The following is a 24188-nucleotide window of genomic DNA, read 5'->3' as shown; positions in this document are numbered from 1 at the left end:
GCGGACCCTCCGATCCCTTCGTGCAGTCGCTGTCTGCATTCTTGCCGTTTCTGATCGCCTGATGTCCTGCCACAGGCCGATCGATATTCGGGCGATGACGCGTGGAACATGCTGGTTTTCGTGACCCGGAGTCCTGCATATTAAACTTATCTGGGCAGCGGCGGCGCGGGAAATCGCCTGTGCAGGCTGCCGGGCTGAATATCGATCGGCCTTCGTCCGCGTCACCGCAGACCCGGCGGAACATAAAGCGTGGGCAGGCTTTTCAGCCCATGCCCGCCACCATACAGACCCACCAAGCCCGCCTCCTTCCGGCTATCCATCCGGCCGCCGCCTATGGCCCCTTGCTAACCCCTTGCAGCCTCCCGATGCTGGGTCAGGCGCGCCGATTCGACCCGTCCCCTCTCACACTGGAACCCATCCCATGCGCGTCGCCATCGAAGCGATCCTCGACTATGACTTCGCCGAACCGACCGACGTACTGCTAGCGGTCGAGGCGGCGGCGCTGCCCGACCAGCGGGTCGTCACCCAGTCGCATATCATCGACAATGCCGGGCCGTTGACCAACAAGGTGGGCGGCAGCGGCATCGGCCGCCGCACCTGGACCCGCACCAGCACCGGCCGGATGCTCAGCACCTACCGCGCCACCGTGGATGTCGATCGGGCGCCGGTCGATATCGCCAGCCTCGCGAAAAGTCCGCTGCCCAGCCTGCCCGAAGAGGTGCTGCCGTTCATCTGGCCCAGCCGCTATTGCGAGGCCGATCGGTTCGGCAGCTTCGTCAGCAGCCATTTCCCGGACCTACAGGGCGGCGCACTGGTGCAGGCCCTGGTCGATTGGGTGCATGACAATCTCGTCTATGTGCCGGGCAGTTCCGACATCACGACCACCGCGGCCGATACCTTCGTCGCGCAACAGGGCGTCTGCCGCGACTTCGCCCATCTCACCGCCGCGTTGATCCGATCGCGTGACATTCCCGCGCGGCTCGTGTCGGTCTATGCGCTCGGCCTCGACCCGCCGGACTTCCACGCGGTGGTGGAAGTCTGGCTCGACGGCGCCTGGCACATCGTCGATTCGACGGGCCTTGCGCCGGTCGAGACGATGGTGCGCATTGCCGTCGGCCGCGACGCCACCGACATCGCCTTCATGACCGTCTTCGGCGGCGCGATGATGAACGCCCAGTCGATTACGGTAACGCGCGAGGACGCCTGACGCCCACAGCGCATCAGGTCTCTCCTGCCGCCTCTTTCCTCTTGTTTGTCCAGCCGTTATCAAACGCGGTCCGAGCCGGGTATATCGACAGGGAGCCGACATGATGCTGGAGGAAACGCCCGCACCCCTAGCCATGCCTGAAAGTCTTGCGGCCCTATTGTCAGGCTATCGATGGTGTCGTGACACCACCGGGGAATCGGGGGGATCGGTCTATCGTCTCCAACGGGCAGATCGGCCCGACCTGTTCCTGAAATATGGCGGGGGCGACGTGGCGGCCGATATATTGGATGAGACGGTCAGGCTCCGCTGGCTCGCGACCCATATGCCGGTGCCGCGCATCATGTATTCTGCCAGCACGCCCGACGAATCATGGTTGGTGATGACGGCGCTCACGGGGCAGACCGCTTACCAGTGCCTGACGGATGATCCGCACAAATCCATCGCCATCGTCGATGCGCTTGCCGCGTTCATGCGCCGGCTGCATGCTGTTCCGACCAGCGCATGCCCCTTCGATAGCGATCATGCATATCGGCTTGCCAAGGCGCGGGATCGCCTGGACGCGGGTCTGGTGGACGAAGATGATTTTGACGACGAGCGAGCGGGCTGGACGGCGCAGGCGGTATGGGACGCCATGAACGGCCTCCTGCCGTTTGCGCCCGACCCGGTCGTAACGCACGGCGACTTCTCGCTCGATAACCTGCTGATGGCCGATGGAGCTGTGGTTGGATGCATTGACGTCGGCCGGGTCGGGATTGCTGATCGCTACCAGGATATCGCCATCCTATGGAACTGCCTAGGGGAGTTCGATGCACCGCTTCAGCGCCGGTTCCTCGACCAATATGGCGCGCATGACCTAGACCGTGCCAAGTTGCAATTCCACCTGATGCTGGACGAGTTTTTCTAGCAGGGCGCCGTCAGAGGGCTTCGTCCGGGTGCCCGCGCCGTTAACGCCCACATAGCATCACCGGCACCTGGACCGGCGGCACACCCGTTCATCGACGCGCTGCGCTCAATAATCCTTCGAATAGCGCAGGTTGGCCGACGATCCGGCATTGGTGCCGGTTTTCGACAACAGGCTCAGCGTCTTGGACAGCGCGATCTCCAGCTGGGTGGCGGTGAAGCCCTTGGAGTCGGTGATCACCTCGACATAGATATTGTTGGAGATATGCTGGCCCACGGCGAGCGAGGTGCCGCGCCCGGTGGTGTCGTCGCCGCCGACGATGCCGATCCGGTCGATGCCCGACGCGCCCTGCAGCTTGCCCATCGGATTGAGCCCGCCGCTGCTGCCGCGCAGTCCGTTGAGCGCCGCCGCCAGTTGCACCGCCTGCATCGGCGACAGGTTGGCGACATTGTCCCCGAACAGGATCCGCGAGAGGATTTCGTCCTGCGGCAAGGTCGGCGTGGAGATGAAGGCGATATCGGGCTGCTGCGCCGATCCCGTCACCTGGATGCCCGCCGTCACCGTGTCGATCCGGGTCTGCGCCTTGATCGCCAGGATCGGATTCATCATCGGGCCATTGAAGGTGATGACGCCCTGTTCCAGGTCGAACTGATGGCCCGAGAAGCTGTAGCGGCCGCGGATCACCTCGATCTTGCCAATGATGCGCGGATTGGCGGTCGTGCCGGTGATGCGCATATTGGTCTTCCATTCGGAATCCAGCCCCATGCCGGTGACATAGATTTCATTATCGGCCTTCACCCGGATGTCCAGCTTCCAGTCGGCGGGCTTGGCCGCCGCCGCCTTGCGCGCGGCCAGTCGCTGGTCGAGCGCGTCGCCGCCTTCGCCATTGCGCCGCACCCCGGCGAGCTGTCGGATTTCGGTCCCGCCCTGCCAGGCTACCTTGTACCGGGTTTCGGGCAGGTTCAGGTCGCCCTTGATCAGGCCGCCATTGGCCGGGCTGTTGCTGATGTTAATCGTGCCGCTGACGACGCTGGTGATCGCTTCGCTGCGCGCCAGCCGCGCGCGGTTCAACTTGACCGCGATATCCATCGGGAAGCCGCTCGCGGCGGCCAGCCCGACATTGCCCGACGCCTGCACCGTGCCGTCGCCCGCGCGGCCGGAGAAATCGCGAATCTCCAGATGGTCGTTGGTGAAACGGCCATCCAGCTTCATCTGGGTGACGCGCGTGCCGAACGTCTCATTCTCATAGGTCAGCGCATTGGCGCGCACCACGCCGTTCAGCCGCGGATCGCTCAGCCGCCCGCTAAAGTCGGCCGCCACCGCCAGCCCGCCGGTCAGCTGCTGGTCGGCCAGGCCGGCGAAGGAGAAGAGCACGTCGGCCGGGCCGGCATAGCGGATGCCGCCGCCCAGCGGCGCATTCTGCAACTGCTCGGCCCAGCTTGCACCGGCGCCCGGAGGAGCGAGCGTCGCGGTGAAGCGGCCCAGCGTGCTGCTGCCCTCGCGGATCAGCCCGCGCAGGTCGCCGCCCGCCGACGACAGCTTGCCTTCGACGCTCATCGACACCGGGTCGGACACGGCGGTCAGGCTGGATCGGCGGAAGTCATTGATCGCGAGGCGCGTGGTCGCGGTAGGGAAGGCGCTGCCCTTCTGCGCATAGTCCAGCGTGCCCGTCATCCGCCCGCCGATGCCCAGGCCGGGCGCGGCCATATTGGCGATGGCGAGGTCGAAATCCTTGAACCGCGCCTGCGCCACGGTCGTGTCGCCGAAGCGACCGGCCAGGTCCACCTTGCCCTGCGGCAGCACCAGCGTAGCCGGCTCCAGGCGATAGCCGCCCGGCTCGCTGCGGATGATGGCCGGCTGAGCCAGGCGGAAGTCGATGTTCGCCGCCTTGCCCTGCAAGGCCACGGCATAGAGGTTCGGGCGCAACGCGGCGTTGGCGGCGATCGAGAAGGGCACGCCGCTGGAGCCGTCGGCGACCAGTTGCGCGCGTCCGCGTCCGCCCTGATAGTCGATCCGCGCCCGCGCCTTTCGCACCACATAGGCGCCATAGGCGGCGTTGGCGATCTGCGCATCGGCCTTGATCTGGGGTTGCTCGGTCAGCAGCATGGAGGCGGTGACGATCGCCCGGCCGATCACGACATCGGCCTCGCCCGGCAGTTTGGCGTTGCTGGCGGTGGCGTTGACGTCCACGCCCTGCACCTTGCCCACGGCCGCCAGCCGGATCGCGCCGGTGATGCCCGAGCCGTTCATGGCGAGCTGCCCGGTAAAGGGGCCGGCGGGGCTTTGCTGGATGCGGCCGTTCATGTCGACCCCGGCGAAGCGTGCCTTGGTGACGTCGATGGTCAGCGGGCCTTTCGCCGTGCGGATCAACACATTGGCGAAGAAAGGCCCATAGGGCGACCCGCCGGTGGCTTCGAGCCGGTATCCTGCCGCCTCGCCATTCAGCTTGGCCACCACGTCGGTCAGTTGCACGCCGACATTGGGCCGCGCCGCGCGCAACACCGCCTGCGGCCGCTCCATCGTGCCCCGAACGGTCAGCGCGAGCGGCCCATATTGTTTGGACGACGCCGTCGCGTCGAACGCGACCTGCCCGTCAGTGTCATAGCTGCCGGAGCCGCTGTGGATCGTGAAGTTGGGCGCCGCGCCTTTCAGGCCCGCCAGCGTGAACTTGCCCTCCGGCGTCATGCCGATCTTGCCGCTGGCGACCGCATTGCCGCCCAGGAAATCGCGGACCGAGGCATTCTCCCAGCGCGCGGTGCGCACGCCGAAGCGGCCCGACAGGCCAAAGCCGCCCTTGGGGCCGGGCACCAGTTCGACATCGGTATTGAGGTTGACGATGCCGACTCCGTCGATCTTATAATCGTTGACTCGACCTTTGAGCGCCCCGCGATAGAGCGCATTGTCGAGGTCGGCCAGCACGATGGCGGTGGCGTCCACCCGGTCGCTGTCGATCTTCAGATTGTCGCTGATCAGCTTGCCTGCGGCATAGGCGAAGTCGCCCTTCACGCGCAGATTTTGCAGCAGGCCGCCCGCTGCGGCATTGAGGCCGGTGACGCGGGTGGCGGTGGCGCTGATCGGAATGCGGATGCGATCGCTGTCGATCACCGCCCGGCCGCTGGCCTTCAGATTCTCGATGCCGGTGGCGTCGAACGCCAGGCTCTTGGCGGTAATGTCATAATCGATGAACGGCGTCGCCATCGGCCCGTCGAGGATGATGGAGGCACGCACGTCGCGACCCTTCACCTTCTCCATGATCGCGCCGGGCGTCAGCAGCGCGGCGTTGATCCTGAGCGCGCTAAACTGGCTTTTGCCGAGGTCGATCAGCCCCTGCGCGTCGGCGCTCATGGCGGGCGAGCGCAACGTGCCCTTGATATTGACGCGCCGCTCGTTCAGCCCGGCGAACAGATCGACGTCCAGTTGCGGCGCGGTGAGCCGATCGACGGTGCCGGCGAAGACCAGCCCCGGACGCACCGGGCCTTTGGCGGTGAAATTGCCGTTCCGCGCCGACAAAGCGATATTCGCCAGCTCGCCCTTGGGCGAGGTCGCGACGACCCGCCCGTCCCAGGCCTGCCACGTCCCCTTGCCGTCCAGCGTCGCGGTGACGCCATCGGTCAGGCCAGTCATCGCGGCGATGACGCCGCCCTTGGGCGCGGTCAGCGTGCCGCTCATCGCCAGGCGGTTCTGGTCGGGCACTGCGTCCAGCTTCGCCTGCAGCCGGTCGCCGCTGTCGACGATCGCATCGGCGGACAGGATAGCCCGGCCGTCGGCGATATGGGTGACGCCGTCGATCGCGATCTCGCGCTTCTGCCCGATCACCGGCTTGGCCAGGATGAACTTGCCGATCTTCATCCGGTCGACGTCGATGTCCAGGTCCGGCAGGATCGGCGCATTGGGATCGCTCGCGACGACATTGAACTGCGGGCTGCGCGCCAGCACGACCAGCGGCGTTTCCAGCAGGCTGACCGAGATATGGTTGTTGACGTAGCGGAACGGCCGCCACACGACATGGACCTTCGGGCTGACCGCGAACACGCCCTTGGGGTCGCGCAGCACCAGATCGTGGATCGTCATGTCGCTGTAGATCGACCCGTCAATCCGGCCGACCTCGATCTTCATGCCCGATTCCATCTGGAGCGCGGCGATCTGCTGGATCAGGAATTTCTTGCCCGGCTGGGTATTGAGGCCAAGCAGCAATCCGCCCGCCAGCAGGACCAGCGCGAGGATCAGGCCGATGAGGCCGATCGCGATCTTCTGCCACAGCGGGCGCTTTTCGCGAATGACGATCGTCTGGGTTGCGTCGTCGCCGGCGGGCATGATGTCGTCCTGCGCCATCAGAAAGCCTGCCCGATGCCGATATAGAGCGCGAATTTGGACTCGCCGGGCTGCCGGTTGATCGGCATGGCGATGTCCGCGCGGAACGGACCGAAATTGGTGTAGAAGCGGCCGCCCAGGCCGACGCCGTAGCGCATGTCGGAAAATTGCGGCATGGAGCTTTCATAGACCTGACCGGCGTCCACGAAGGCGACGACGCCATAGTTGCCGAAGCGATAACGGCCCTCGACCGCAAATTCATTGACCGACCGGCCGCCGATCGGATCGTTGTTCGCGTCCTTCGGCCCCAGTTCCTGATAGCCGAACCCGCGTACCGATCCGCCGCCGCCCGCATAGATGCGCCGCGATGGCGCGACATCGCCGCGGCTGACCCCGGTGATGGTGCCGACCTTGGCCCGTCCCGCAATGACCAGGTTGTCCGACACCGGATAATAGCCGGTCAGGTCGAAACTGGCGCGCAGATAGGGCGAGAAATTCCCCTGCAACGACCCTTCCGGTTCGGCGCGCAGATTGGCGCGGAAGCCCTTGGTCGGGTTGAGCAGGTCGTTGGAGCGATCATAGCCGATCTGCACCGGCAGACCGCCGATGAAATAGGTGCGCCGCGTCTTGTCAGCGGTGGCCGGGTCGATCACCACCTGCTCGTTGGTCAGCAGGATTTCCGCGCCATAGCTGTAGGTCCAGCGCTTCTGGAAGATCGGGGTGGACTGGCGCGACCAGCCGATGTTGAGGCCCGCCGTAAACGCCTCATAGGCATCGTAATTCTGGTGGTTGAGCGTGATGCCGGTCTGGAACGTCCTGTCGCGCTTGCCCGCATTGGACCGGCGGAAGGTCGCCGACGCGCCCTGTTCCTGGGTGCCCGCGATCGCGCCCAGGATCAGCGCGCCTTCCGGCGGGAAGAGGTTGCGATGGGTCCATGTCCCCTCGGCGCGGAAGCCCTGGCCGGTGCCATAGCCCGCTTCGCCCGCCAGCGTGCGGGGTGGCCCGGCTTCCTGCTCGACGGCCAGATCGACATATTCGGTGCCGTCCGGCCCCGCCTCGCCGGTCTGCACCGGCTCCACCGACACGCTGGAAAACAGCGACGTCGCGACCAGCGCCTTGCGCAGATCGTCCACCTTGCGGCTGTCATAGAGTTCGCCCGGCGTGTAGCGCTTGATGACTTCCATATGGTCGGCGCCGAACGCCTGTTTGTCGCCGCTGGTGGTGATCTTGCGGAACGTGCCGCGCGGGCCGGTATCCACCGGCAGCGTATAGTCGCCCGTCACCGTCGCGGGATCGAGCAATATGTCGCGGTCCCCGACCTTTGCGAAGGGATAGCCATTTTCGGGCAGCTTCAACGCGACATTGGCCTCCGCGCCTTCGACCAGGGTCGCGACGATATAATCGCCGGTGTTGAGCGGCAGGCTGTCGCGGACCAGGCCGGGCGGCACCGTCGGCCCGGCATTGATGACGATGTCGCCGATCTTGTAGCGTTTGCCCGGCGTTACGGAGATCACCGCCTTCAGCGTCCCGTCACCGGCATGGTCCAGGCTGGCGAGCGCCGTCGCGTCATAATAGCCCTGCGAATAGAAGAGGCGCGTCGCGAGCTTCTCATCCTCCTGCGCGCGCGCCTGCACCATGGCCGCGGTTTCCGCCTTGCCCTTGCCGTCGATCAGCGCGGATTCGGCGCGGAACTCGTCCTCCAGCCCGGTCTTGCCGAACCCTTCGATGCTGGTGGCGTAGCGTATGTCGGGCTGCTTCGCGTTGGCATTATTATTGTCCGCGACATTGGTCGGGACGGTCACGCTGTCGAGCGGCGGCAGCGGCTGGGCCAGTTCCTGTTCCTCGGCCGGATCGATCGCTGGCGGCAATTCGGTTGGCGCGTTCGATGACTGCGGCATCTGCTGGTCGATCCAGCTCTCGATCGAGGGCAGGGGCGCGTCGGGATTGGCCTGGTCCGGAGTCGCTGCCTTGGGCAACCGCGCCTCGAACTGGTCGTCGGGCAGGATCGGCTCTTCGCCCTGGGTCGCTTCATGAGGAAGGCTGGGATCGGGTACGGGCGTCGACTGGGCTTGGGCCATCAGCGGCAGGGACGAGGCTGTCATCAGCGCCACGGCCATTATGCGCCGGACATGATATGCCTGTCGTCTCGTCATGAACCTACGATGCCCCCTTTGCACCGTGCATTCCACACGCGCGGTAAAGAGGCAATACGCTCAACAAGTTGCCTCGGTTCCACCTACAACAGGATTTGCCGCGCTTCCCACGGGACTCGCACAAGGCTAGAGGCTTTGCATGACATTTGCGCTCAATATCTCGCGATCGATTTCGGGCCAGCCCTGGCGCTGGCGGGGCGGCAACGCCGACGGGCGCGACGCCACCTATCTGCCCGACGATCTGGTGACGCAATTGCTGCTGGCGCGGGGGTGTCCGCGCGACGCAGTCGATGCCCACCGCAATCCTACCATCCGCCAGTTCATGCCCGACCCCAGCCTGTTCCGCGACATGGATGCGGCCGCCGATCGGCTGGCCGACGCGGTGCAGCGCGGCGAGGATGTCCGTATCTTCGGCGATTATGACGTCGACGGCGCGACCAGCGCGGCGCTGCTGATCCGGTTGCTGCGCGACCTGGGGCTGCACGCGAAACCCTATATCCCCGACCGTCTGATGGAAGGCTATGGCCCGTCGGGCGAGGCGCTGGTGCGGCTGGCGGGGGAGGGCGCGACCCTGATCGTCACCGTCGATTGCGGCGCGCAGGCGTTCGAGGCGCTGTCGATGGCCAGGGCGACCGGCGTCGACGTCGTCGTGGTCGATCATCATAAATGCTCGACCACGCTGCCCGAAGCCTTTGCCCTGGTGAACCCCAACCGGCTGGACGAGAATGACGGCGCGGCGGTGCATGGCCATCTGGCCGCGGTCGGCGTCGCCTTCCTGCTCGGCGCGGCGCTGGTGCGGGTCTTGCGGGCGCGGGGCTGGTTCGCCAGTCGCAGCGAGCCGGCGCTGATGGAGTTGCTCGATATCGTCGCGCTCGGCACGGTGGCGGACGTCGCGCAATTGAAGGGCCTCAACCGCGCCTTCGTGGCGCAGGGGCTGAAGGTGATGGCCAAGCGCCATAATATCGGCCTCGCCGCATTGATCGACGCCAGCCGCCTGACCCGCGCGCCGCTGTGCCACGATCTGGGCTTCGCGCTCGGCCCGCGAATCAATGCGGGCGGTCGGGTCGGGCAGGCGGATCTGGGCGTGCGGCTGCTGACCACGCAAGACCCGGCCGAAGCCGCCCGCATCGCCGCGCAGCTCGATCACTATAATGAGGAACGCCGCGCCATCGAATCGACGGTGCAGGAACAGGCCGAAGCCTTGCTGGCCGCGCAGGGCAATCGCGCCGTGGCGGTGATATCCGGCCAGGGCTGGCACCCCGGCGTCATCGGCATCGTCGCAGGGAGGATCAAGGAAAAGGCGGGGCGGCCAGCGATCGTCATCGCCGTCGATGAGGACGGGGTGGGCAAGGGATCGGGCCGCTCCATCTCCGGCGTGGACCTGGGCGCTGCGGTGATGGCGGCGAAGGATAGCGGTCTGCTGGTCGCGGGCGGCGGCCATGCCATGGCGGCGGGGCTGACGGTCGCGGCCGGCCGGATCGACGCGCTTGCCGACTATCTCGACGGCCGGCTGTCCGCCGCCGTCGCCAGGGCGCGCGACAACCGGGCGCTGCTGATCGACGCGGTGCTCGCCCCTGCCGGGGTGAACCCGGACTTCGTCGCGGCGATCGAGCAGGGCGGGCCCTATGGCGCGGGCTGGCCCGCCCCGCTGATCGCTGCCGGACCGATGCGCGTCATCAAGGCCGATGTCGTGGGCAACGGCCATTTGCGTGCGATCATGAGCGGGGAGGACGGCCGTTCGATCAAGACGATCGCCTTCCGCCAGGCCGAAACCGATCTGGGCCAGGCGATATTGGGCGCGCCGCGCGACCGCAAACTGTGGGTCGCGGGCAAGGCCAAGATCGATGACTGGGGCAGCCGCCCGGCCGCCGAACTGCATCTGGAGGACGCCGCCTGGGCGGATTAAGCAGGATTGTCATTTTCTTGCCTTTTGGGGGTTGACCCTTTTGCCGTCCCCGCCTAATTGCGCCCTCGCTTCGCAGCGCTGCCCGGTCAGTCGCTGCATGAGGTCCCATCGTCTAACGGTTAGGACACTGCCCTTTCACGGCAGCGATACGGGTTCGAATCCCGTTGGGATCACCACCTCCGCTCCGGCGGAGGGGCTTTTCAGCTCTTCTCATCGACAAATGCTTGGCCCGGCGGTTGCGGGGTGCCTGCGCCCGCTTTACCGTTGGGCGCCCGCCGTCCTTGCCGAGTAAATGTTGCCCGATGCGTCCTGTTGTCCTGTGTGTCCTTGGTCTGACTCTTGGGCTGTGGTCTGCCCTCTCCATCGCGCTTCCGGCCAATCGGCCCACTCCTGGTTTCACCCGCGTGGCGATCGAAACATCGGTCGGCACGATCGTCGTGGCGGTGGACCAGAAGCGGGCGCCGCGGACCTCGGCCAATTTCCTGACATATGTCGATGACGGCCGTTTCGATGGCGTCACTTTCTACCGCGCGGCGCGGCGCAAGAGCGACCCCCATTATGGCCTGATCCAGGGTGGCATCGACACCGATGCCCGCCGGTCGCTGCCGCCCGTTACGCATGAGCCGACGAGCCGGACCGGCATTCTTCATCTCGACGCCACGCTGTCCATGGCGCGGCCCAACCGGCCCAATTCGGCGATGGGCAATTTCTTCATCACCATCGGTGCGACGCCCAACATGGACGCGCGCGGCGACTATATCGGCTATGCCGCCTTCGGCCATGTCGTCGGTGGCATGGATGTGGTGCGCAAGATTCTGTCGGTGCCGACCTGCTGCGGGTCGGGGCCGATGCGCGGGCAGATGATCGTCAATCCGATCCGCATCCTGCGCGCCCGGCGGCTGGACGGCACGCCCAAGCCCACGCGCGGGGTGAAGCCGTGGCTGATCGGCCTCAACAAACGGACGGCGAAATAGACAGCTCTACGCGAACACCGCCCGATCGCGCACCCATCGCTTGCCGCCTTCGCGCGGCGGCCGGGCCTGAACCGTCTTCCAAGCCTGTTCGTGGAAGAAGAAGGCGACGGCGTTGATCACCGGCTCCACCAGCGCGATTCCGCCGGCGAGCGCGATCGAACCGGTCATGGCATAGGCGACGGTGAAGCCAACGGTCAGGTGGATGGACAGATAGGTGCCGGTCTTGATGAGGTCGAGCGATATGGGGCGTCTCCTTGGTTGCAACCCAGTTAAGAGTCGTTTGCAACAACGGCCAATGGCTTTTTCCGCTGGCTCTGATCGCCCCGGACGATCAGGCTGCCGCGATCAGGATGGCGACGGAGGAGAGGGCGCATGGCTGGACGGATCAGGGTGGGCATTGGCGGCTGGGTCTACGAGCCGTGGCGCGGGAATTTCTACCCGGTGGGACTGCGGCAGAAGGACGAGCTGGCCTATGTCGGCGAACATCTGACCGCGACCGAGATCAACGCGACTTATTATAGCACCCAGAAGCCCGCGACCTTTGCCGGCTGGGCGAAGGCGGTGCCGGACGGCTTCCAGTTTGCGGTCAAGGCGTCGCGCTATTGCACCAATCGCAAGCTGCTGGCGCAGGCGGGTGATTCCATCGCCAAGTTTACCAGCCAGGGGATCGCCGAACTTGGCGACCGGCTGGGGCCGATCCTGTGGCAGTTCATGCCGACCAAGCGCTTCGACCCGGACGATTTCGGCGCCTTCCTGCACTTACTGCCGCACAGCGTCGATGGCGTGCCGCTGCGCCATGCGCTGGAGGTGCGGCATGAGAGTTTCGACGACCCGGCCTTTCTGGCGATGGCGCGCGACGCTGGGGCCGCGGTGGTGCTGGCGGACCATGACGACTATCCCGCGATCGCCGGTCATGATGTCGGCTTTGCCTATATGCGGCTGATGCGGGCGCAGGCGGACGAGGCGACCGGCTATCCGCCTGCGGCGATCGCGGACTGGGCCGGGCGGGCCAGGGCGGCCGCGGGGCAGGGCGATGTCTTCGCCTTCTTCATCAGCGGCGCCAAGGAGCGCAACCCGACGGCGGCGCAGGCGATGATCGTGGCTTTGCAGTAACAGGCCTGTTGCATTTAGTGCAATCGGTATGCCGTGCTTTGCGATTGTTACAATAATATGACGGGCTTATTGGCCCGCTCACACCCAGATGGGTGACAATTCTTGCAAAGATGGAGCAAAATATGCGGCAGGCCTTTCAGGGCGCTGTGCTGGCCATTGCGGTCGGTGTTCAGATGCTGACTTTCTATTCGGTGCTATATGCCTGATCGCGCGTTGCGCGCGCACTGCATCCCGACTCGTCAGGATGCGAAAAGGCCGCTTCCGGTTGACCGGAGCGGCCTTTTTATTTGCTTTCTATTAGGCGATGTCGTGAACCGATTGCGGGCGAGCATCAACCCTCCGCCAGCCAGCCCGCAAGCAGATAGGCCACGACGCCGATCGGTCCCAACGCGCAGAGCGTCAGCAGGACCAGTCCGACACGGAGCAGCGTCACGTCCAGTCCGGTGCGGTTGGCGACGCCGGCGCACACGCCCATGATCTTGCCGTTGTTGCGGTCGAGGGTGAAGCTGCTGTTCATCTGTCTGGCCTTCTGCTGAAATGATGGGAAGGGGGGCGCGATCAGGCGATCGGCGACACCGGGATCGCCGCGCTGACGAACAGGCTGGCGACGATGAAAGCGCCGACAAGGGCGATAGCGGCGTGCTGGATCTTGGCGATGGACATGGTGGATACTCCCTGATGTGATGGCCGGATCATTCCGACCTTGATGCCCACAGGAATTGCAGATGCTGTGCCAGTTTCGATTTTTGGCGGAAATCCGAGACTCTTTGCCAATAAGGCATCATGCTAGGCTGGCCAATAGGCTCGTTATTGGGAGATTTTCCCGCAGGTTGGTGAAATATGCCTGACCCCGCGGTGGAGCCTGTCCATCTGTTCGTCTATGGCACGCTGCGGGCCACCTTTGACGGGCAGATGGCGCGCTGGTTGCGGCAGGTGGCGCGGCTGGTCGGCCCCGCCACGGTCGGCCCCGCCACGGTCGGCGGCGCGCTCTACCGGGTCGCCGACTATCCGGGGCTGGTGACCGGGCCGACGGGCAGGGTGCAGGGTGACCTCTTCGCACTGACCGACGCCGCGGCGATCCTGGCCGTGCTGGACGATTATGAGGAATGCGCGGCCCATCACCCCCAGCCCCATGAATATCGCCGCGAGGCGATGACGGTGCAGGCGGCGGACGGGCCGGTGGAGGCCTGGGCCTATCTCTACGCGCGCGACACAGCAGGCCTGCCCCCTATCGCCGATGGCGACTTCCTGTCTTGCGCGCAGACCCCGGACGACTAGTCTGCCGCGTCGGGGGATGCACAGGAGACAGGCGCCGATGACGACCGATCGCAAACAGGATGACGCGGCCCCCGTGGAGCGGCTGGCCGAAGACCGTAACTGGATCGGCACCACCGGCTTCCAGCGTCGGCACATATTGGCGGGCGGAGCCTTCGCGGCCGGTTTCGCCGCCGCCTGCCGCCCCATCGCCAGCAGCGCGGTGCAGACCTCCGCCGAAGGGCTGACGGAAGACAATGTCTCGATTCCCGCCAGCGACGGCTTTGCCATGCCCGCCTTCGTCGCGCGCCCGGCGGACGGCAAGGCCGCGCCCGTCATCGTCGTGGTGCATGAGATTTTCGGCGTGCATGAATGGATTCGCGACATCTGCCGCCGCTTCGCCAAGGCGGGCTATTACGCTATTGCGCCCGACTTGTTCGCCCGCCATGGCGACGCGACCAAGGTCGCTGATTTCAAGCAATTGATCGGCACCATCGTGTCCAAAGCGCCCGACGCGCAGGTGCTGGCCGATATCGACACCACCTATGGCTGGGCCGGAAAACATGGTGGCGACGCGAAGCGGCGCGGCATCACCGGCTTTTGCTGGGGCGGGCGGGTCGTCTGGCTCTATGCCGCGCATAGCGCCGATCTGGATGCGGGTGTTGCTTATTATGGGCGGCTGGTGACGGACAAGACGCCCTTGCAGCCGCTGAGCGCGATCGAGGAGGTCGGCAAGCTCAAGGCGCCGGTGCTGGGCCAATATGGCGCACTGGACAAGGGCATACCGCTGACGGACGTGGAGGCGATGCGCGCGGCGCTGGTCAAGGCGGGCAAGTCGCCGCCCGACGCCATCACCGTCCATGACGGCGCGGACCATGGCTTCATGGCCGATTATCGCCCCAGCTATAACGAAGCCGCCGCCAAGGCCGCGTGGGACGCGACGCTCGACTGGTTTGGAACATATGTGAAGCGGTGAGAAAAACCGGGCTCCTGTGTTCGCAGGAGCCCGGCCATGTTATTTCTGCTTCATCGCCTCGACCGCGGCGAGCGTGGTCTTCACATGCTCGGCATAGTTCATTTCGCTATGGACGAAGGCCACCCGGCCCGACGGCGCGATGACATAGGAGGTGCGATCGGTCATGCCCGGCCGCATCTTGAGCGCCACGTCATAGCCGGTCACGATCGCCGGCCCGGCCGACGCCACGGCGAACTTGCCCGCGCATTCCTTGGTCGAAAAGGCGACGAGATCGTCCACGGGGTCGGCCGACATGCCGATGACCGTCGCGCCGGCCGCCTTGAACTTGTCGATATTCTCGGCAAATTCGCGCGCTTCGGCCGAACAGCCCGGCGTGAACGCCTTGGGGAAGAAATAGAGCACCACCGGCCCGCGCTTCAACTGGTGCGACAGGGTCAGGGTGAAGGTCTTGCCCGCCTGCGCGCCGCGGGTGGTGAAGTCGGGCGCCTTGGCGCCGACGGCAAGGGCGGCCATCGCGCCGCTGGAACTCAGGGCGGCGGCGGCGGCGAGGAGAAGAGACAGGCGCTTCATAGGTCGGTTCCTTGGGTCGGACGGTGATCGGGCTGTTCCCATAATTCGATCGCATTGCCCTCCGGATCATGAATGCGGGCGAAACGGCCGAGGACGGGATCGTCCCATTCGGGCTTGGTGATGATCGCAACGCCTGCGGCGCGCAAGCGGTCCAGAAGGGAATCGAGATCGGACACGCGGAAATTCAGCATGAAGGCCTTGTCGGCGGCGAAATAGTCGCTGTCCGCCTTGAACGGGGCGAACACCATCGGCCCGCCGCGCGGCTGCCAGATCCATTCATTGGGCGTGTCCGCCGGATCGACCACGCAGCCGCCGCCGACATTCAGGTGGGTGCGATACCACGCCCCCAGCGCATCGGGATCGCGCGCGCGAAAGAACAGGCCTCCCATTCCCAGCACCGGCATGGCATCGACTCCCCATTATGTGAACGCCCGGACGCTATCATGCGGGCAGGGCCGAGTCATGCATGGGAACCGGCGGCGCGCTGGCCGGTTCCTCCTTACATGCGGAAATCATGTCCACCCGTGACGCTTCTGTCCCTGTTGCTGGCCGCCGGCTGCAACCAGTCGTCGGATAAGAGCGCCGACCAGTCCGGCGTCGTCGCCAACATATTGGATCAGACGCTGCCCAATGTGGAGGAAGCGCCGCCCGCCGCCAACGTCATCACCCCGGTCGAATCCCCGCCGAAAATCGATACGCCGCCGCCCGAAGCGGCTGTCGCCGGCCTGATCCCCGCCGCCATGCAGGGACGCTGGACCGGCGCGCAGGACCGGTGCGGCGACCGCAGCGCCGATCTGGAGCTGACCGTCACCCCCGACCGGCTGTTGTTCCACGAAAGCGTCGGTACGGTGCAAAGCGTGACGGCAGGCGAGGATGGCCGCGCCGCTGTGGAAGCGGCCTTCACCGGCGAAGGCCAGAGCTGGACCCGCACCCTGGCGTTGCGCACGTCGCCGGACGGCAAGGCGCTGACCATCGTCAACGATGGCACCGCGGTGACGCGCAAGCGCTGCTGAATGGAGGCTTGGATCGGCCGGTTGGAAGTGGCCTGAATTTGACACGCTCCCACTCCCGCTGACGGGAGGGGTTTAGGGAGTGGACGCAGTGCCGCGACAAATCACTCCTCCAACGACCCGCGCTAACCGCCCCTTCCCCCTCCGCCTTCTGCCCGCTACAGCCACGCGATGATCGGCCGCCTTACCTTGAGCGATTTCCGCAATCATGCGGACGCGCTGATCCTGCCCGACCATAGCTTCATCCTGCTGACTGGCGACAATGGCGCGGGCAAGACCAACATATTGGAAGCGGTGTCGATGCTGGCGCCCGGTCGCGGGCTGCGCGGCGCGCCGCTGTCCGCCATGGCGCGGCAGGAAGGGAGCGGCGGCTTCGGGATCGCGGCGGAAGTGGACGGCGTGGTGCTGGGCACCGGCGTCGCCGCCGCCAGCCCGGAACGGCGACAGGTGCGGATCGGCGGCGTGGCCTCCTCCGCCAACGCGCTGGCCGACCATCTGGCGATCGTCTGGCTCACCCCGGCGATGGACCGGCTGTTCCTCGACAGTCCCGGCGGGCGACGGCGCTTCCTCGACCGGCTGACGCTGGCGCTGCATTCGGGCCATGCGATGCACAGCGCCCGCTATGACGCGGCGATGCGGGCGCGCAACCGGCTGCTCGCCGACCTGCGCCGGGCCGATCCCGCCTGGCTGTCGGCGCTGGAGGCGCAGATGGGCGAACATGGCGCGGCGCTGGCCGGCGCGCGCGCCGATCTGGTGGCGCGGCTGAACGCGATGCTGGCGGACCAGCCCGACGAACCCTTCGCCCGGCCGCGGATCGCGATCGAGGGCGACGAAGCCCCCGACGAATCGCTGCAGGACCGGCTGGGGCGCGAACGGCGGCGCGATGCGGCGGCGGGGCGCACCCTGTCCGGCCCGCATCGCCACGACCTCGCCGTCACCCATATCGCCAAGGGGCAGCCCGCCGCGCTCTGTTCGACCGGCGAGCAGAAGGCGCTGCTGCTCTCGATGCTGCTCGCCCATGCCGCGCTGGTGGCGGCGACACGGGGCCAGCCGCCGGTGCTGCTGCTCGACGAAGTGGCGGCGCATCTCGACCCATCCCGCCGCAGCGCATTATTTCAGCGTTTGCGGGAAAGCGGGGGGCAGGTGTGGATGACGGGGACGGAATCCAGTCTTTTCAACGATCTGGATGATGCGACCCGACTGACTGTAACTGCTGGGCATGTTTTTCGTTCCGCAACATAACGCATCGACGAAACGACTCGTCGCCCCACGCTTGTCCATCCGTCCGGCGTCTGCCCTAAGACCGGCATCGGGGTTCAAGCCTACAAAATAAGTCGGGGTCGCAATCACATGGTCGTTGGTTTTCGCGCGTTTTTCGCGGCGTCTATTCTTGCGCTCTCGACCCTCTTCGCTGTTCCCGCCACCGCCGGCACGCTTCAGTGCGCTCCCTTCGCCAGGCAGGTTTCCGGCATCGACATCCACGGCAATGCCAACACCTGGTGGGGCCAGGCCGAAGGGCGCTACGACCGCGGTCATGAACCCCGCGTCGGTGCCGTCCTGGCCTTCGCCGCCAGCCGTTCGATGCCGGTCGGCCATGTCGCGATGGTCAGCAAGGTGGTCAGCGGCCGCGAAGTGCTGCTGACCCACGCCAACTGGTCCTATCGCGGCGGCATCGAGCGCAACGTCCGCGCCATCGACGTGTCGGCCAATAACGACTGGACCGATGTCCGCGTATGGTACGGCCCGATCGGCGACCTGGGCCTGCGCTCCAACCCGGCGCGCGGCTTCATCTATGCCCAGCCGTCCAAGACCATCGACCAGCCCGTCCAGATCGCGTCTGCCGACGCGACCGGTGGCGCTGCGGTGCGCGCCGCCTTTTGATCGCGGCGCGCGATCGACGCCGCCTGCGGCGCGGATCGATCGCTTTTTTCCAAACCCTTACATCGCTGATGCGGGCTTAACCTCTTCTCAAACCATGGCGGCCTAGGGTCATCCTCGGTGGGGCGATTCTTGTTTTGTAGGATCGCATAGATGTTTCGAGCGATACGCTGGGCCGCAGCCTTGCTGTTGTCCGGTCTGGCGACCGCGCCCTCCTGGGGGTCGACGGTGCTGCAATGTGTTCCCTATGCCCGGATCGTATCGGGCGTGGCGATCCGGGGCGATGCGCTGACCTGGTGGGACCAGGCCGACGGCCAGTATAAGCGGGGGACCAGGCCGAAAAAGGGCGCGGTGCTCGCCTTCCGGCCCAACGGCCCGATGGCGCTGGGTCATGTCGCGGTCATCAGCAAGGTGCTGGACGACCGGCGCGTGTTGATCCGTCACGCCAACTGGTCGGTGCCCGGCGCGATCGAGGAAGATGTGCTGGCGATCGACGTGTCGGAGGATGGCGACTGGAGCCAGGTGCGCGTGTGGCACAGCCCGACCGGCCAGATGGGCGCGCGCACCAACCCGACCTATGGCTTCATCTATCCGGCCAAGGCCCGGCTGCATGATTTTACCCCCGACCCGACGCTGGGCGCGAGCGTGCGTTTCGCCAAGGTCGATTCGGATGTCTGGGACGAGCAAAGAGCGCCAACCCTGTTGCGCGAGCCCCGCGCGACGCCGGTCATGGTCAGTCCGCGCATCATCCAGGTTGCGCAGGCCAAGCCAGCGCCCAGGGCGCGCAAGGCCGCGCCGCGGCTGGAGGCCGATCCCTTCGTCGTGGAATATGCCGATGCCGATCCGTCGCAGCGCACGCTGAGCGCGATCATCGCCGACGTCCGGCGCGAAGCGGTGATGAACTGACAGAAAAAAGGGCGCCCTCAGCGGCGCCCTCTTTGCTTATTCGGCGTCGGCCGGCTTGTCCGCGGCGGCCGCGTCTTGCGCGCCCTCGGCCGGGTTCTCGAACCAGGCTTCCACTTCGCCGGACAGCTTGATCGTCAGCGGGTTGCCGTGGCGATCGCGGCTCTTGCCGGCGGCAACGCGAATCCAACCCTCGGAAATCGAATATTCCTCCACATCCTTGCGCTCGCGGCCCTTGAACCGGATGCCGATGCCGCGTTGTAGCACCTCCATGTCGAAATGGGGGCTTTTGGGGTTGGTGGACAGATGATCGGGGGGCGTGTCGCTCATGGTGATATTCCCTGGAAAAGTTGCGCCTCGCCTAGAGCATTTTCGAGGCAAGTGGAATCACTTGCCGACTCGGAAAATGCGAAAAACAATAAACCCGCCTGCGGTCGCCGTCCGTCAACCGCCGCGCTTTTCATCTACGTCGCAGTAGATGCGGCGGATCACGCCCTGCTCCAGCCAGGCGGTAAAGCGGCTTTCCGCGTCGGCCAGGCCGGCGAAGGGATAGGCGACCGGGCGATCGTCGACCGCGCGGCTCGCCGCCGTCAGCCGGGCGACCGCGTCGGGGGCGGTGGTCAGGATGCGACCGCGCCGGTCGGTCGAGGCGCTGTTGACGCCCACGACATGGCCGTCCTCGGCAAAGACCGGCCCGCCGCTGATGCCCGACAGGGTGCCGTCGCCGGCCGGGATACGGCCCTTTTCCGCCCAGGCGAGGATCGGCTGGGTCAGGTCGCTGCGCCCGCGCCGCGCGCTCGCCTCGCCGATCAGTTCGGACATGACCAGCGTCGGTTCGCCCGCGGGAAAACCCATATGATAGCCCGGCGTCCCCGGTTGCGGGATGCGGCTGGACAGCGGCAGGGCGGCTTCGCTGGGCAGACTGTCGGCGACCAGCGCCGCATCCGCCTCGCGGCTTTCGATCACCCGCGACACCGGCCGGGCGAAGCGGCCATCCTCCAGCCCGACGCGCGCGCAGCCATGGGTGACATGCTGCGCCGTCAGCCAGGCGCCGTCCCGGTCGACGGCGAAGGCGGTGCCCATCGAATCGGCAGGGCCGCCGGGCGTATCCTCGATCACAAACTGTTCGTCGCTCCAGTCGGGCATCGGCCGGCGCGGCGATCGGGGATCATATTGCTCGACCTTGAGCGGCGGCACGGCCATGTCCTGACCGAGCCAGGCGACCAGCAGCAGGCCACCCAGCGCGAACGGCAGGCAGCCGCAGCCGCGCTTTGCCATCGCCTCAGCCCGCGACCGCGGCGGCGGTGAGGCAGGCGATGGCGGCCTTCATCATCGCCAGGAAGATCGCGGCCGACCGTTCATTGGCCTCGATCCGCGCCGACAGGGTGCCCAGCAGGAAATCGACCAGGCGGAAGGCGACGAGTTGCAGCACCAGGGTTACACTGCCCCAGATGACGATGTCCCAGACATTGACCGACCCGGCGAGGCAGAAGCCCAAGGGGACCGCCAGCCCGATCGCCGCCCCGCCCAGCGAGATCGCCGCGGCCTCGTTGCCGCCGCGGATCAGCGCGAATTCGTCATGCGGGGTGATCCACATATAGAGGCCCAGCGCCGCCAGCCAGACCAGGGTGGCGCTGCCCAGATGTAGCAGCAGGATGGGAAGGCCCGACAACAGGCTTTGAATCACGGGCATGGGATCGGTCATGCCGTCCCCAATGCCGCAACCCGCCCCAAGGTTCAATCGGGGCGGGTCACGGGTACAATATAGCCGCCGGCTTTAGCGGCAGATGCGCACGCGCACGTCGCGGTCGCGATAATAGTCGTAGCGCCATTCGGTCCAGCAGCGCGTGCGATAGCGATAGGCGGTCCGATAATGGCCGCGATACCCGCGCCAATCGCGCCGGTCGCCGCGCCAGTGGCGGCGATCATCCCAGCGCCTGTTGTCCCAGCGGCGATTGTCCCAGCGCCCGTCGCGGTCGCCGCGCCAGCCGGAACCACCATAATATTGCGCCTGGGCCGGCGCCGCCGCCGCGCCAAGGCCGGTGATGGCGAGGCTCAACGCGGCCGCGCCCTTCCAGAACAGGTTCATGTCTTTCTCTCCTCACAGATCCCGCCCGTCACGGGGGGAGCATGGACAAGAGAATGCACCGCGCCGACTGAACCGTCCGCGAATGGACATGTCAGCGACGGTTCAGGCTTTTCAGCGCCCCCGCAGCGCCGCCTCGGCTTCCTGCATATAGTCGCGGGTGATCGGCAGCGCGCGGCGGTCGCGGCTATACTGGACCTGGAAATTCACCATGCCGCCATGTTCGAACACGGTCGCTGCCCCGGCCAGGTAGAAGGTCCAGAGGCGGAAGAAGCGCTCGTCATAGAGGGCGACGATGTCGGCCTTATGCGCCATGGTCCGCCGATACCATTCGCGGATGGTGAGGCCATAATGGATGCGCAGCACCTCCACGTCGGTCACCATCAGCCGCGTGCCCTCGCTGCCGGCGATCATTTCCGACAGGGCCGGGATATAGCCGCCGGGGAAGATATATTTCTGGGTAAAGGCGTCGGTCACGCCCGGCCCGCCCATGCGGCCGATCGTGTGGATCAGCATCACGCCCTCGGGCGTCAGCAGGCTGCGGCATGTGTCGAAGAAGGTGCGGAAATGGGCGGTGCCGACATGTTCGAACATGCCCACCGACACGATCCGGTCGAACGGCCCCGTCATGTCGCGATAGTCGATCAGTTCGAACCGCACATGGTCGGCGACGCCGGCATCGGCGGCCCGCTGCCGCGCGACCTTGAGCTGTTCTTCAGACAGGGTGATGCCGGTGACATCGACGCCGCAGGTGCGGTGCAGGTACAGCGCCATTCCGCCCCAGCCGCAGCCTATGTCCAGCACCTTCATGCCCGGCTTCAAGTGCAGCTTGGCGGCGATATGCGCCTTCTTGTCTTCCTGCGCCTGTTCCAGCCCGATCCCGGCCTCATTGTCCGCGTCGGGGTAATAGGCGCAGCTATATTGGCGGTCGCGGTCCAGGAAGAGAGCGTAGAGCGCGCCCGACAGGTCGTAATGATGCGCGACATTAGCCCTGGACCGGGCCTTGTGGTTGGCGCGCCAGAGCTTTTGCCGCACGCTGCCGATGCTGCGCTTGAGCAGGCTCTTGCCCTCGATCGACTTGCCCTGTTCCCAGGGGTTGTTGGCGCGAATCATGGACAGGAATTCCATGATGCCGCCGCCATCGATACCGACCCGCCCGTCGATCCAGGCTTCGGCCATGCCCAGCCGCGGGTCTTTCACGATGTCGAAAGGCACCCGGCCGTCCTTGAAGCGCAACGCGAGGTCGGGAAAGGCTGGGTCGGGCTGACCCACGGTGATTTTTTTGCCGTTGGCGTAGTGAACGGTCAGGCGACCGCGTGTGACCAACCGCTTGAGAACCAATTCAAACAGCTTCATGCCGGGACCTTGTCATGTCGTTACGCAGACGTCAAATGCCCGCATACCAATCATAATCGGCATGGTCCTCCCAAAAACCACCCTTGCCCTTGCCGATCGCGGCCAGGCTGTCGACCGCCTCTATCCCCATCAGATATTTGGCCTGTTTATAGCCCAGTTGGCGTTCGACCCGCAGCCGCAGCGGCGCGCCATTGGCGACCGACAGCGGCCGGTCGTTGAGCGCGAAGGCCAGGATGGTCTGGGGGTGGAAGGCGTCGGCCAGATCGATGCTCTCATAATAGGGCCGCCCGCCGCCCATGTCGTCGGCACAGCGGAAGACGATATAGCGCGCGCTGCTGCGCAGCCCTGCGCCGTCCAGAATGGTCTTGAGGCGGACCCCGCGCCACTTGCCGATCGCGCTCCAGCCTTCGACGCAATCATGACGGGTGATCTGCTCGCGATGGGGCAATGCGCGCAGTTGCGACAGCGACAGCGACAGGTCGCGCGCGACCAGGCCGCCGACCTGCAACCGCCAGTCGGCAAAGCCGTTGCGCCACAACGCCTTGTAGGCGGGCGTATTGGGATTGGCGGTGCCGTTGGCGCGGAAGACGGGAGAAATCTGGTCGGGCCGAAACTCGCGCGCGAGCGCATCGGGGGCCATCAGGCCGCGCTGCGCCCATTTGTGGAAATTCTCGGCGGAAAACAGCGCCTCGCGAAACGTCTCGTTGCGCGCCAGCCGGTCGCAGCCGGCCAGCGTTGCGGTCGCGCCGAGCAGCAGATGGCGGCGGGTCAGGATCATGGCCGATCCTCCGGCACGCGATAGCGGCCGGTGATCATCGAGCGCACCTCGTTCAGCGGCCCGGCGAGGACGACCATCAATATGTGGACCAGGAAGAAGGCGACGAGCGCGAAGGCGGTGATGAAATGGATCGATCGCGCCGACTGCCGTCCCCCGAACAGGTCCAGCAGCCAGGGCCAGGCCGCATTCATGCCTGGCGACATCGTGAGGCCGGTCAGGATCACCAGCGGCAGCGCGACGAAGATCACGCCGATATAGCTCGCCTTCTGCAGCACATTATAACGCAGCGCCGCCTGGCCCGTGGGAAAGCGCAGCCGGGCGTGGTTCTTGATATCCTGCCAGACATGGCGCGGGGCCAGTTCGCCGCGGCGAAAGGCGAGGTCGCGGGCGATGTGCCGGTTGGCGAGGCTCCACAGCATGTAGGCGAGCAGTGCGAAGGCGAAGAGCGGCGCGGCGGCCAGATGCCAGTGGCGCGACAGGGCCAGGCTGTAATGGCCGGGCAGGGTGATCCAGCCGGGGAAGCGCGCCAGCGTCAGCCAGGCATGGTCCAGGTTTGCGCCATATTGCCCCCAATAAAGCCGGGGATGGGCGTTGAAGATGCCCAGGCCACTGGCGAACAGGGTATAGAGCAGCAGCGCATTGGCCCAGTGCCATAGCCGGGTGGACAGGCGGTGGCGCTTGACATCGCCGGCTACCGTAGGGGTCGGGCTGTCCATGGCGGTGATCCTATCCCATCTGAGGCAATAGTCCACTATTCGGTCCTCGACCTGCTCTGGTTACAGGCCATTGCGAGCGGGCGCGTGGCCGGCGTC

General features: G+C 66.1%; 24 protein-coding genes and 1 tRNA gene. 12 read left to right on the top strand and 13 right to left on the bottom strand.

The features are described 5' to 3' along the window. Positions 1-421 precede the first annotated feature (421 nt). Entirely contained in the window at positions 422-1207 is a 786-nt protein-coding gene (locus tag SBA_RS01820) for a transglutaminase-like domain-containing protein (RefSeq protein WP_261935696.1), read from the top strand. Between the two features lie 100 nt (positions 1208-1307). After that, positions 1308-2111, top strand: a complete 804-nt coding sequence (locus SBA_RS01815; protein WP_261935695.1) for an APH(3')-I family aminoglycoside O-phosphotransferase — start codon at positions 1308-1310, stop codon at positions 2109-2111. A 105-nt stretch (positions 2112-2216) separates the two neighbouring features. Here the strand turns inward: SBA_RS01815 and SBA_RS01810 are convergent, their stop codons facing one another. Beyond that, positions 2217-6440 carry a translocation/assembly module TamB domain-containing protein gene (locus SBA_RS01810; protein WP_261935694.1) on the bottom strand — a complete coding sequence of 1408 codons (4224 nt, stop codon included), beginning with the start codon at positions 6438-6440 and terminating at the stop codon, positions 2217-2219. Further along, a complete protein-coding gene (locus SBA_RS01805; protein ID WP_261935693.1) occupies positions 6440-8572 on the bottom strand; it encodes an autotransporter assembly complex protein TamA in 2133 nt (710 codons plus the stop codon). The genes SBA_RS01810 and SBA_RS01805 overlap by 1 nt, the downstream gene beginning before the upstream one ends. Positions 8573-8711: 139 nt before the next feature. On the opposite strand from SBA_RS01805, the gene recJ reads away from it, so the two are divergent. From recJ to SBA_RS01790, 3 genes are all read left to right on the top strand, one after another. Further along, entirely contained in the window at positions 8712-10478 is a 1767-nt protein-coding gene (recJ, locus tag SBA_RS01800; protein ID WP_261935692.1) for a single-stranded-DNA-specific exonuclease RecJ, read from the top strand. 101 nt (positions 10479-10579) lie between these two features. Further along, positions 10580-10654: transfer RNA gene (locus SBA_RS01795), tRNA-Glu, on the top strand. A 126-nt stretch (positions 10655-10780) separates the two neighbouring features. Then, positions 10781-11452, top strand: a complete 672-nt coding sequence (locus tag SBA_RS01790; RefSeq protein ID WP_261935691.1) for a peptidylprolyl isomerase — start codon at positions 10781-10783, stop codon at positions 11450-11452. Positions 11453-11458: 6 nt separating this feature from the next. Here the strand turns inward: SBA_RS01790 and SBA_RS01785 are convergent, their stop codons facing one another. After that, positions 11459-11695 (bottom strand): DUF2061 domain-containing protein, encoded by a 237-nt coding sequence (locus SBA_RS01785; protein ID WP_224547796.1) that lies wholly within the window; start codon positions 11693-11695, stop codon positions 11459-11461. A 129-nt stretch (positions 11696-11824) separates the two neighbouring features. Between SBA_RS01785 and SBA_RS01780 the strand changes: the two genes are divergently transcribed. Beyond that, complete coding sequence (locus SBA_RS01780) at positions 11825-12565, top strand: DUF72 domain-containing protein (protein WP_261935690.1); 741 nt, start codon at positions 11825-11827, stop codon at positions 12563-12565. Between the two features lie 331 nt (positions 12566-12896). On the opposite strand, the gene SBA_RS01775 is transcribed toward SBA_RS01780, so the two are convergent. Further along, the gene (locus SBA_RS01775) at positions 12897-13082 is read right to left on the bottom strand and encodes a PspC domain-containing protein (RefSeq protein ID WP_224547800.1); all 186 of its coding nucleotides are present in this window, start codon (positions 13080-13082) and stop codon (positions 12897-12899) included. 323 nt (positions 13083-13405) lie between these two features. On the opposite strand from SBA_RS01775, the gene SBA_RS01770 reads away from it, so the two are divergent. Continuing rightward, on the top strand, positions 13406-13843 hold the full coding sequence (locus tag SBA_RS01770) for a gamma-glutamylcyclotransferase family protein (protein WP_261935689.1): 438 nt from the start codon (positions 13406-13408) through the stop codon (positions 13841-13843). Positions 13844-13880: 37 nt separating this feature from the next. Continuing rightward, a complete protein-coding gene (locus SBA_RS01765) occupies positions 13881-14795 on the top strand; it encodes a dienelactone hydrolase family protein (RefSeq protein ID WP_261935688.1) in 915 nt (304 codons plus the stop codon). Between the two features lie 39 nt (positions 14796-14834). Here SBA_RS01765 and SBA_RS01760 read toward each other — a convergent pair whose 3' ends face one another. Together SBA_RS01760 and SBA_RS01755 are read right to left on the bottom strand one after the other, a co-directional pair. Then, positions 14835-15365, bottom strand: coding sequence for a peroxiredoxin (locus SBA_RS01760; protein WP_066599550.1), 531 nt, complete (start codon positions 15363-15365; stop codon positions 14835-14837). Continuing rightward, positions 15362-15769 (bottom strand): VOC family protein, encoded by a 408-nt coding sequence (locus SBA_RS01755; RefSeq protein ID WP_066599553.1) that lies wholly within the window; start codon positions 15767-15769, stop codon positions 15362-15364. Before SBA_RS01755 ends, SBA_RS01760 begins: the two co-directional genes overlap by 4 nt. A 120-nt stretch (positions 15770-15889) precedes the next feature. Between SBA_RS01755 and SBA_RS01750 the strand changes: the two genes are divergently transcribed. The 4 genes from SBA_RS01750 (at position 15890) to SBA_RS01735 (ending at position 19159) form a co-directional block, all read left to right on the top strand. Further along, positions 15890-16378: a hypothetical protein gene (locus tag SBA_RS01750; RefSeq protein ID WP_261935687.1), complete on the top strand. Its 489-nt coding sequence runs from the start codon at positions 15890-15892 to the stop codon at positions 16376-16378. A gap of 168 nt (positions 16379-16546) precedes the next feature. Then, positions 16547-17617, top strand: a complete 1071-nt coding sequence (gene recF / locus SBA_RS01745) for a DNA replication/repair protein RecF (protein WP_224547810.1) — start codon at positions 16547-16549, stop codon at positions 17615-17617. A gap of 108 nt (positions 17618-17725) precedes the next feature. Further along, positions 17726-18256, top strand: coding sequence for a CHAP domain-containing protein (locus SBA_RS01740; RefSeq protein WP_224547812.1), 531 nt, complete (start codon positions 17726-17728; stop codon positions 18254-18256). A gap of 150 nt (positions 18257-18406) precedes the next feature. After that, the gene (locus SBA_RS01735) at positions 18407-19159 is read left to right on the top strand and encodes a CHAP domain-containing protein (protein ID WP_261935686.1); all 753 of its coding nucleotides are present in this window, start codon (positions 18407-18409) and stop codon (positions 19157-19159) included. A gap of 36 nt (positions 19160-19195) precedes the next feature. Here SBA_RS01735 and SBA_RS01730 read toward each other — a convergent pair whose 3' ends face one another. The 7 genes from SBA_RS01730 to SBA_RS01700 form a co-directional block, all read right to left on the bottom strand. Next, positions 19196-19486 (bottom strand): DUF3297 family protein, encoded by a 291-nt coding sequence (locus SBA_RS01730; RefSeq protein WP_261935685.1) that lies wholly within the window; start codon positions 19484-19486, stop codon positions 19196-19198. A gap of 114 nt (positions 19487-19600) precedes the next feature. Then, a complete protein-coding gene (locus SBA_RS01725) occupies positions 19601-20434 on the bottom strand; it encodes a S1 family peptidase (protein ID WP_261935684.1) in 834 nt (277 codons plus the stop codon). 4 nt (positions 20435-20438) lie between these two features. Then, positions 20439-20861, bottom strand: a complete 423-nt coding sequence (locus tag SBA_RS01720) for a DUF350 domain-containing protein (RefSeq protein WP_224547819.1) — start codon at positions 20859-20861, stop codon at positions 20439-20441. 72 nt (positions 20862-20933) lie between these two features. After that, complete coding sequence (locus SBA_RS01715) at positions 20934-21245, bottom strand: hypothetical protein (RefSeq protein ID WP_261935683.1); 312 nt, start codon at positions 21243-21245, stop codon at positions 20934-20936. Between the two features lie 111 nt (positions 21246-21356). Next, positions 21357-22598: an SAM-dependent methyltransferase gene (locus SBA_RS01710; RefSeq protein WP_224547823.1), complete on the bottom strand. Its 1242-nt coding sequence runs from the start codon at positions 22596-22598 to the stop codon at positions 21357-21359. 31 nt (positions 22599-22629) lie between these two features. Beyond that, entirely contained in the window at positions 22630-23376 is a 747-nt protein-coding gene (locus SBA_RS01705) for a molybdopterin-binding protein (RefSeq protein ID WP_261935682.1), read from the bottom strand. Beyond that, on the bottom strand, positions 23373-24092 hold the full coding sequence (locus SBA_RS01700) for a cytochrome b/b6 domain-containing protein (protein ID WP_261935681.1): 720 nt from the start codon (positions 24090-24092) through the stop codon (positions 23373-23375). The genes SBA_RS01705 and SBA_RS01700 overlap by 4 nt, the downstream gene beginning before the upstream one ends. Positions 24093-24188: the final 96 nt, after the last annotated feature.

Source organism: Sphingomonas bisphenolicum (assembly GCF_024349785.1).
GTDB lineage: Bacteria > Pseudomonadota > Alphaproteobacteria > Sphingomonadales > Sphingomonadaceae > Sphingobium > Sphingobium bisphenolicum.
This window is presented reverse-complemented; position numbering and strand designations above follow the sequence as displayed.

Coding starts and splice junctions, on each gene's coding strand:
- SBA_RS01820 (WP_261935696.1), top strand. CDS start 422: ATGCGCGTCGCCATCGAAGCGATCCTCGACTATGACTTCGCCGAACCG.
- SBA_RS01815 (WP_261935695.1), top strand. CDS start 1,308: ATGATGCTGGAGGAAACGCCCGCACCCCTAGCCATGCCTGAAAGTCTT.
- SBA_RS01810 (WP_261935694.1), bottom strand. CDS start 6,440: ATGGCGCAGGACGACATCATGCCCGCCGGCGACGACGCAACCCAGACG.
- SBA_RS01805 (WP_261935693.1), bottom strand. CDS start 8,572: ATGACGAGACGACAGGCATATCATGTCCGGCGCATAATGGCCGTGGCG.
- recJ (WP_261935692.1), top strand. CDS start 8,712: ATGACATTTGCGCTCAATATCTCGCGATCGATTTCGGGCCAGCCCTGG.
- SBA_RS01790 (WP_261935691.1), top strand. CDS start 10,781: ATGCGTCCTGTTGTCCTGTGTGTCCTTGGTCTGACTCTTGGGCTGTGG.
- SBA_RS01780 (WP_261935690.1), top strand. CDS start 11,825: ATGGCTGGACGGATCAGGGTGGGCATTGGCGGCTGGGTCTACGAGCCG.
- SBA_RS01775 (WP_224547800.1), bottom strand. CDS start 13,082: ATGAACAGCAGCTTCACCCTCGACCGCAACAACGGCAAGATCATGGGC.
- SBA_RS01770 (WP_261935689.1), top strand. CDS start 13,406: ATGCCTGACCCCGCGGTGGAGCCTGTCCATCTGTTCGTCTATGGCACG.
- SBA_RS01765 (WP_261935688.1), top strand. CDS start 13,881: ATGACGACCGATCGCAAACAGGATGACGCGGCCCCCGTGGAGCGGCTG.
- SBA_RS01760 (WP_066599550.1), bottom strand. CDS start 15,365: ATGAAGCGCCTGTCTCTTCTCCTCGCCGCCGCCGCCGCCCTGAGTTCC.
- SBA_RS01755 (WP_066599553.1), bottom strand. CDS start 15,769: ATGCCGGTGCTGGGAATGGGAGGCCTGTTCTTTCGCGCGCGCGATCCC.
- recF (WP_224547810.1), top strand. CDS start 16,547: ATGATCGGCCGCCTTACCTTGAGCGATTTCCGCAATCATGCGGACGCG.
- SBA_RS01740 (WP_224547812.1), top strand. CDS start 17,726: ATGGTCGTTGGTTTTCGCGCGTTTTTCGCGGCGTCTATTCTTGCGCTC.
- SBA_RS01735 (WP_261935686.1), top strand. CDS start 18,407: ATGTTTCGAGCGATACGCTGGGCCGCAGCCTTGCTGTTGTCCGGTCTG.
- SBA_RS01730 (WP_261935685.1), bottom strand. CDS start 19,486: ATGAGCGACACGCCCCCCGATCATCTGTCCACCAACCCCAAAAGCCCC.
- SBA_RS01725 (WP_261935684.1), bottom strand. CDS start 20,434: ATGGCAAAGCGCGGCTGCGGCTGCCTGCCGTTCGCGCTGGGTGGCCTG.
- SBA_RS01720 (WP_224547819.1), bottom strand. CDS start 20,861: ATGACCGATCCCATGCCCGTGATTCAAAGCCTGTTGTCGGGCCTTCCC.
- SBA_RS01715 (WP_261935683.1), bottom strand. CDS start 21,245: ATGAACCTGTTCTGGAAGGGCGCGGCCGCGTTGAGCCTCGCCATCACC.
- SBA_RS01710 (WP_224547823.1), bottom strand. CDS start 22,598: ATGAAGCTGTTTGAATTGGTTCTCAAGCGGTTGGTCACACGCGGTCGC.
- SBA_RS01705 (WP_261935682.1), bottom strand. CDS start 23,376: ATGATCCTGACCCGCCGCCATCTGCTGCTCGGCGCGACCGCAACGCTG.
- SBA_RS01700 (WP_261935681.1), bottom strand. CDS start 24,092: ATGGACAGCCCGACCCCTACGGTAGCCGGCGATGTCAAGCGCCACCGC.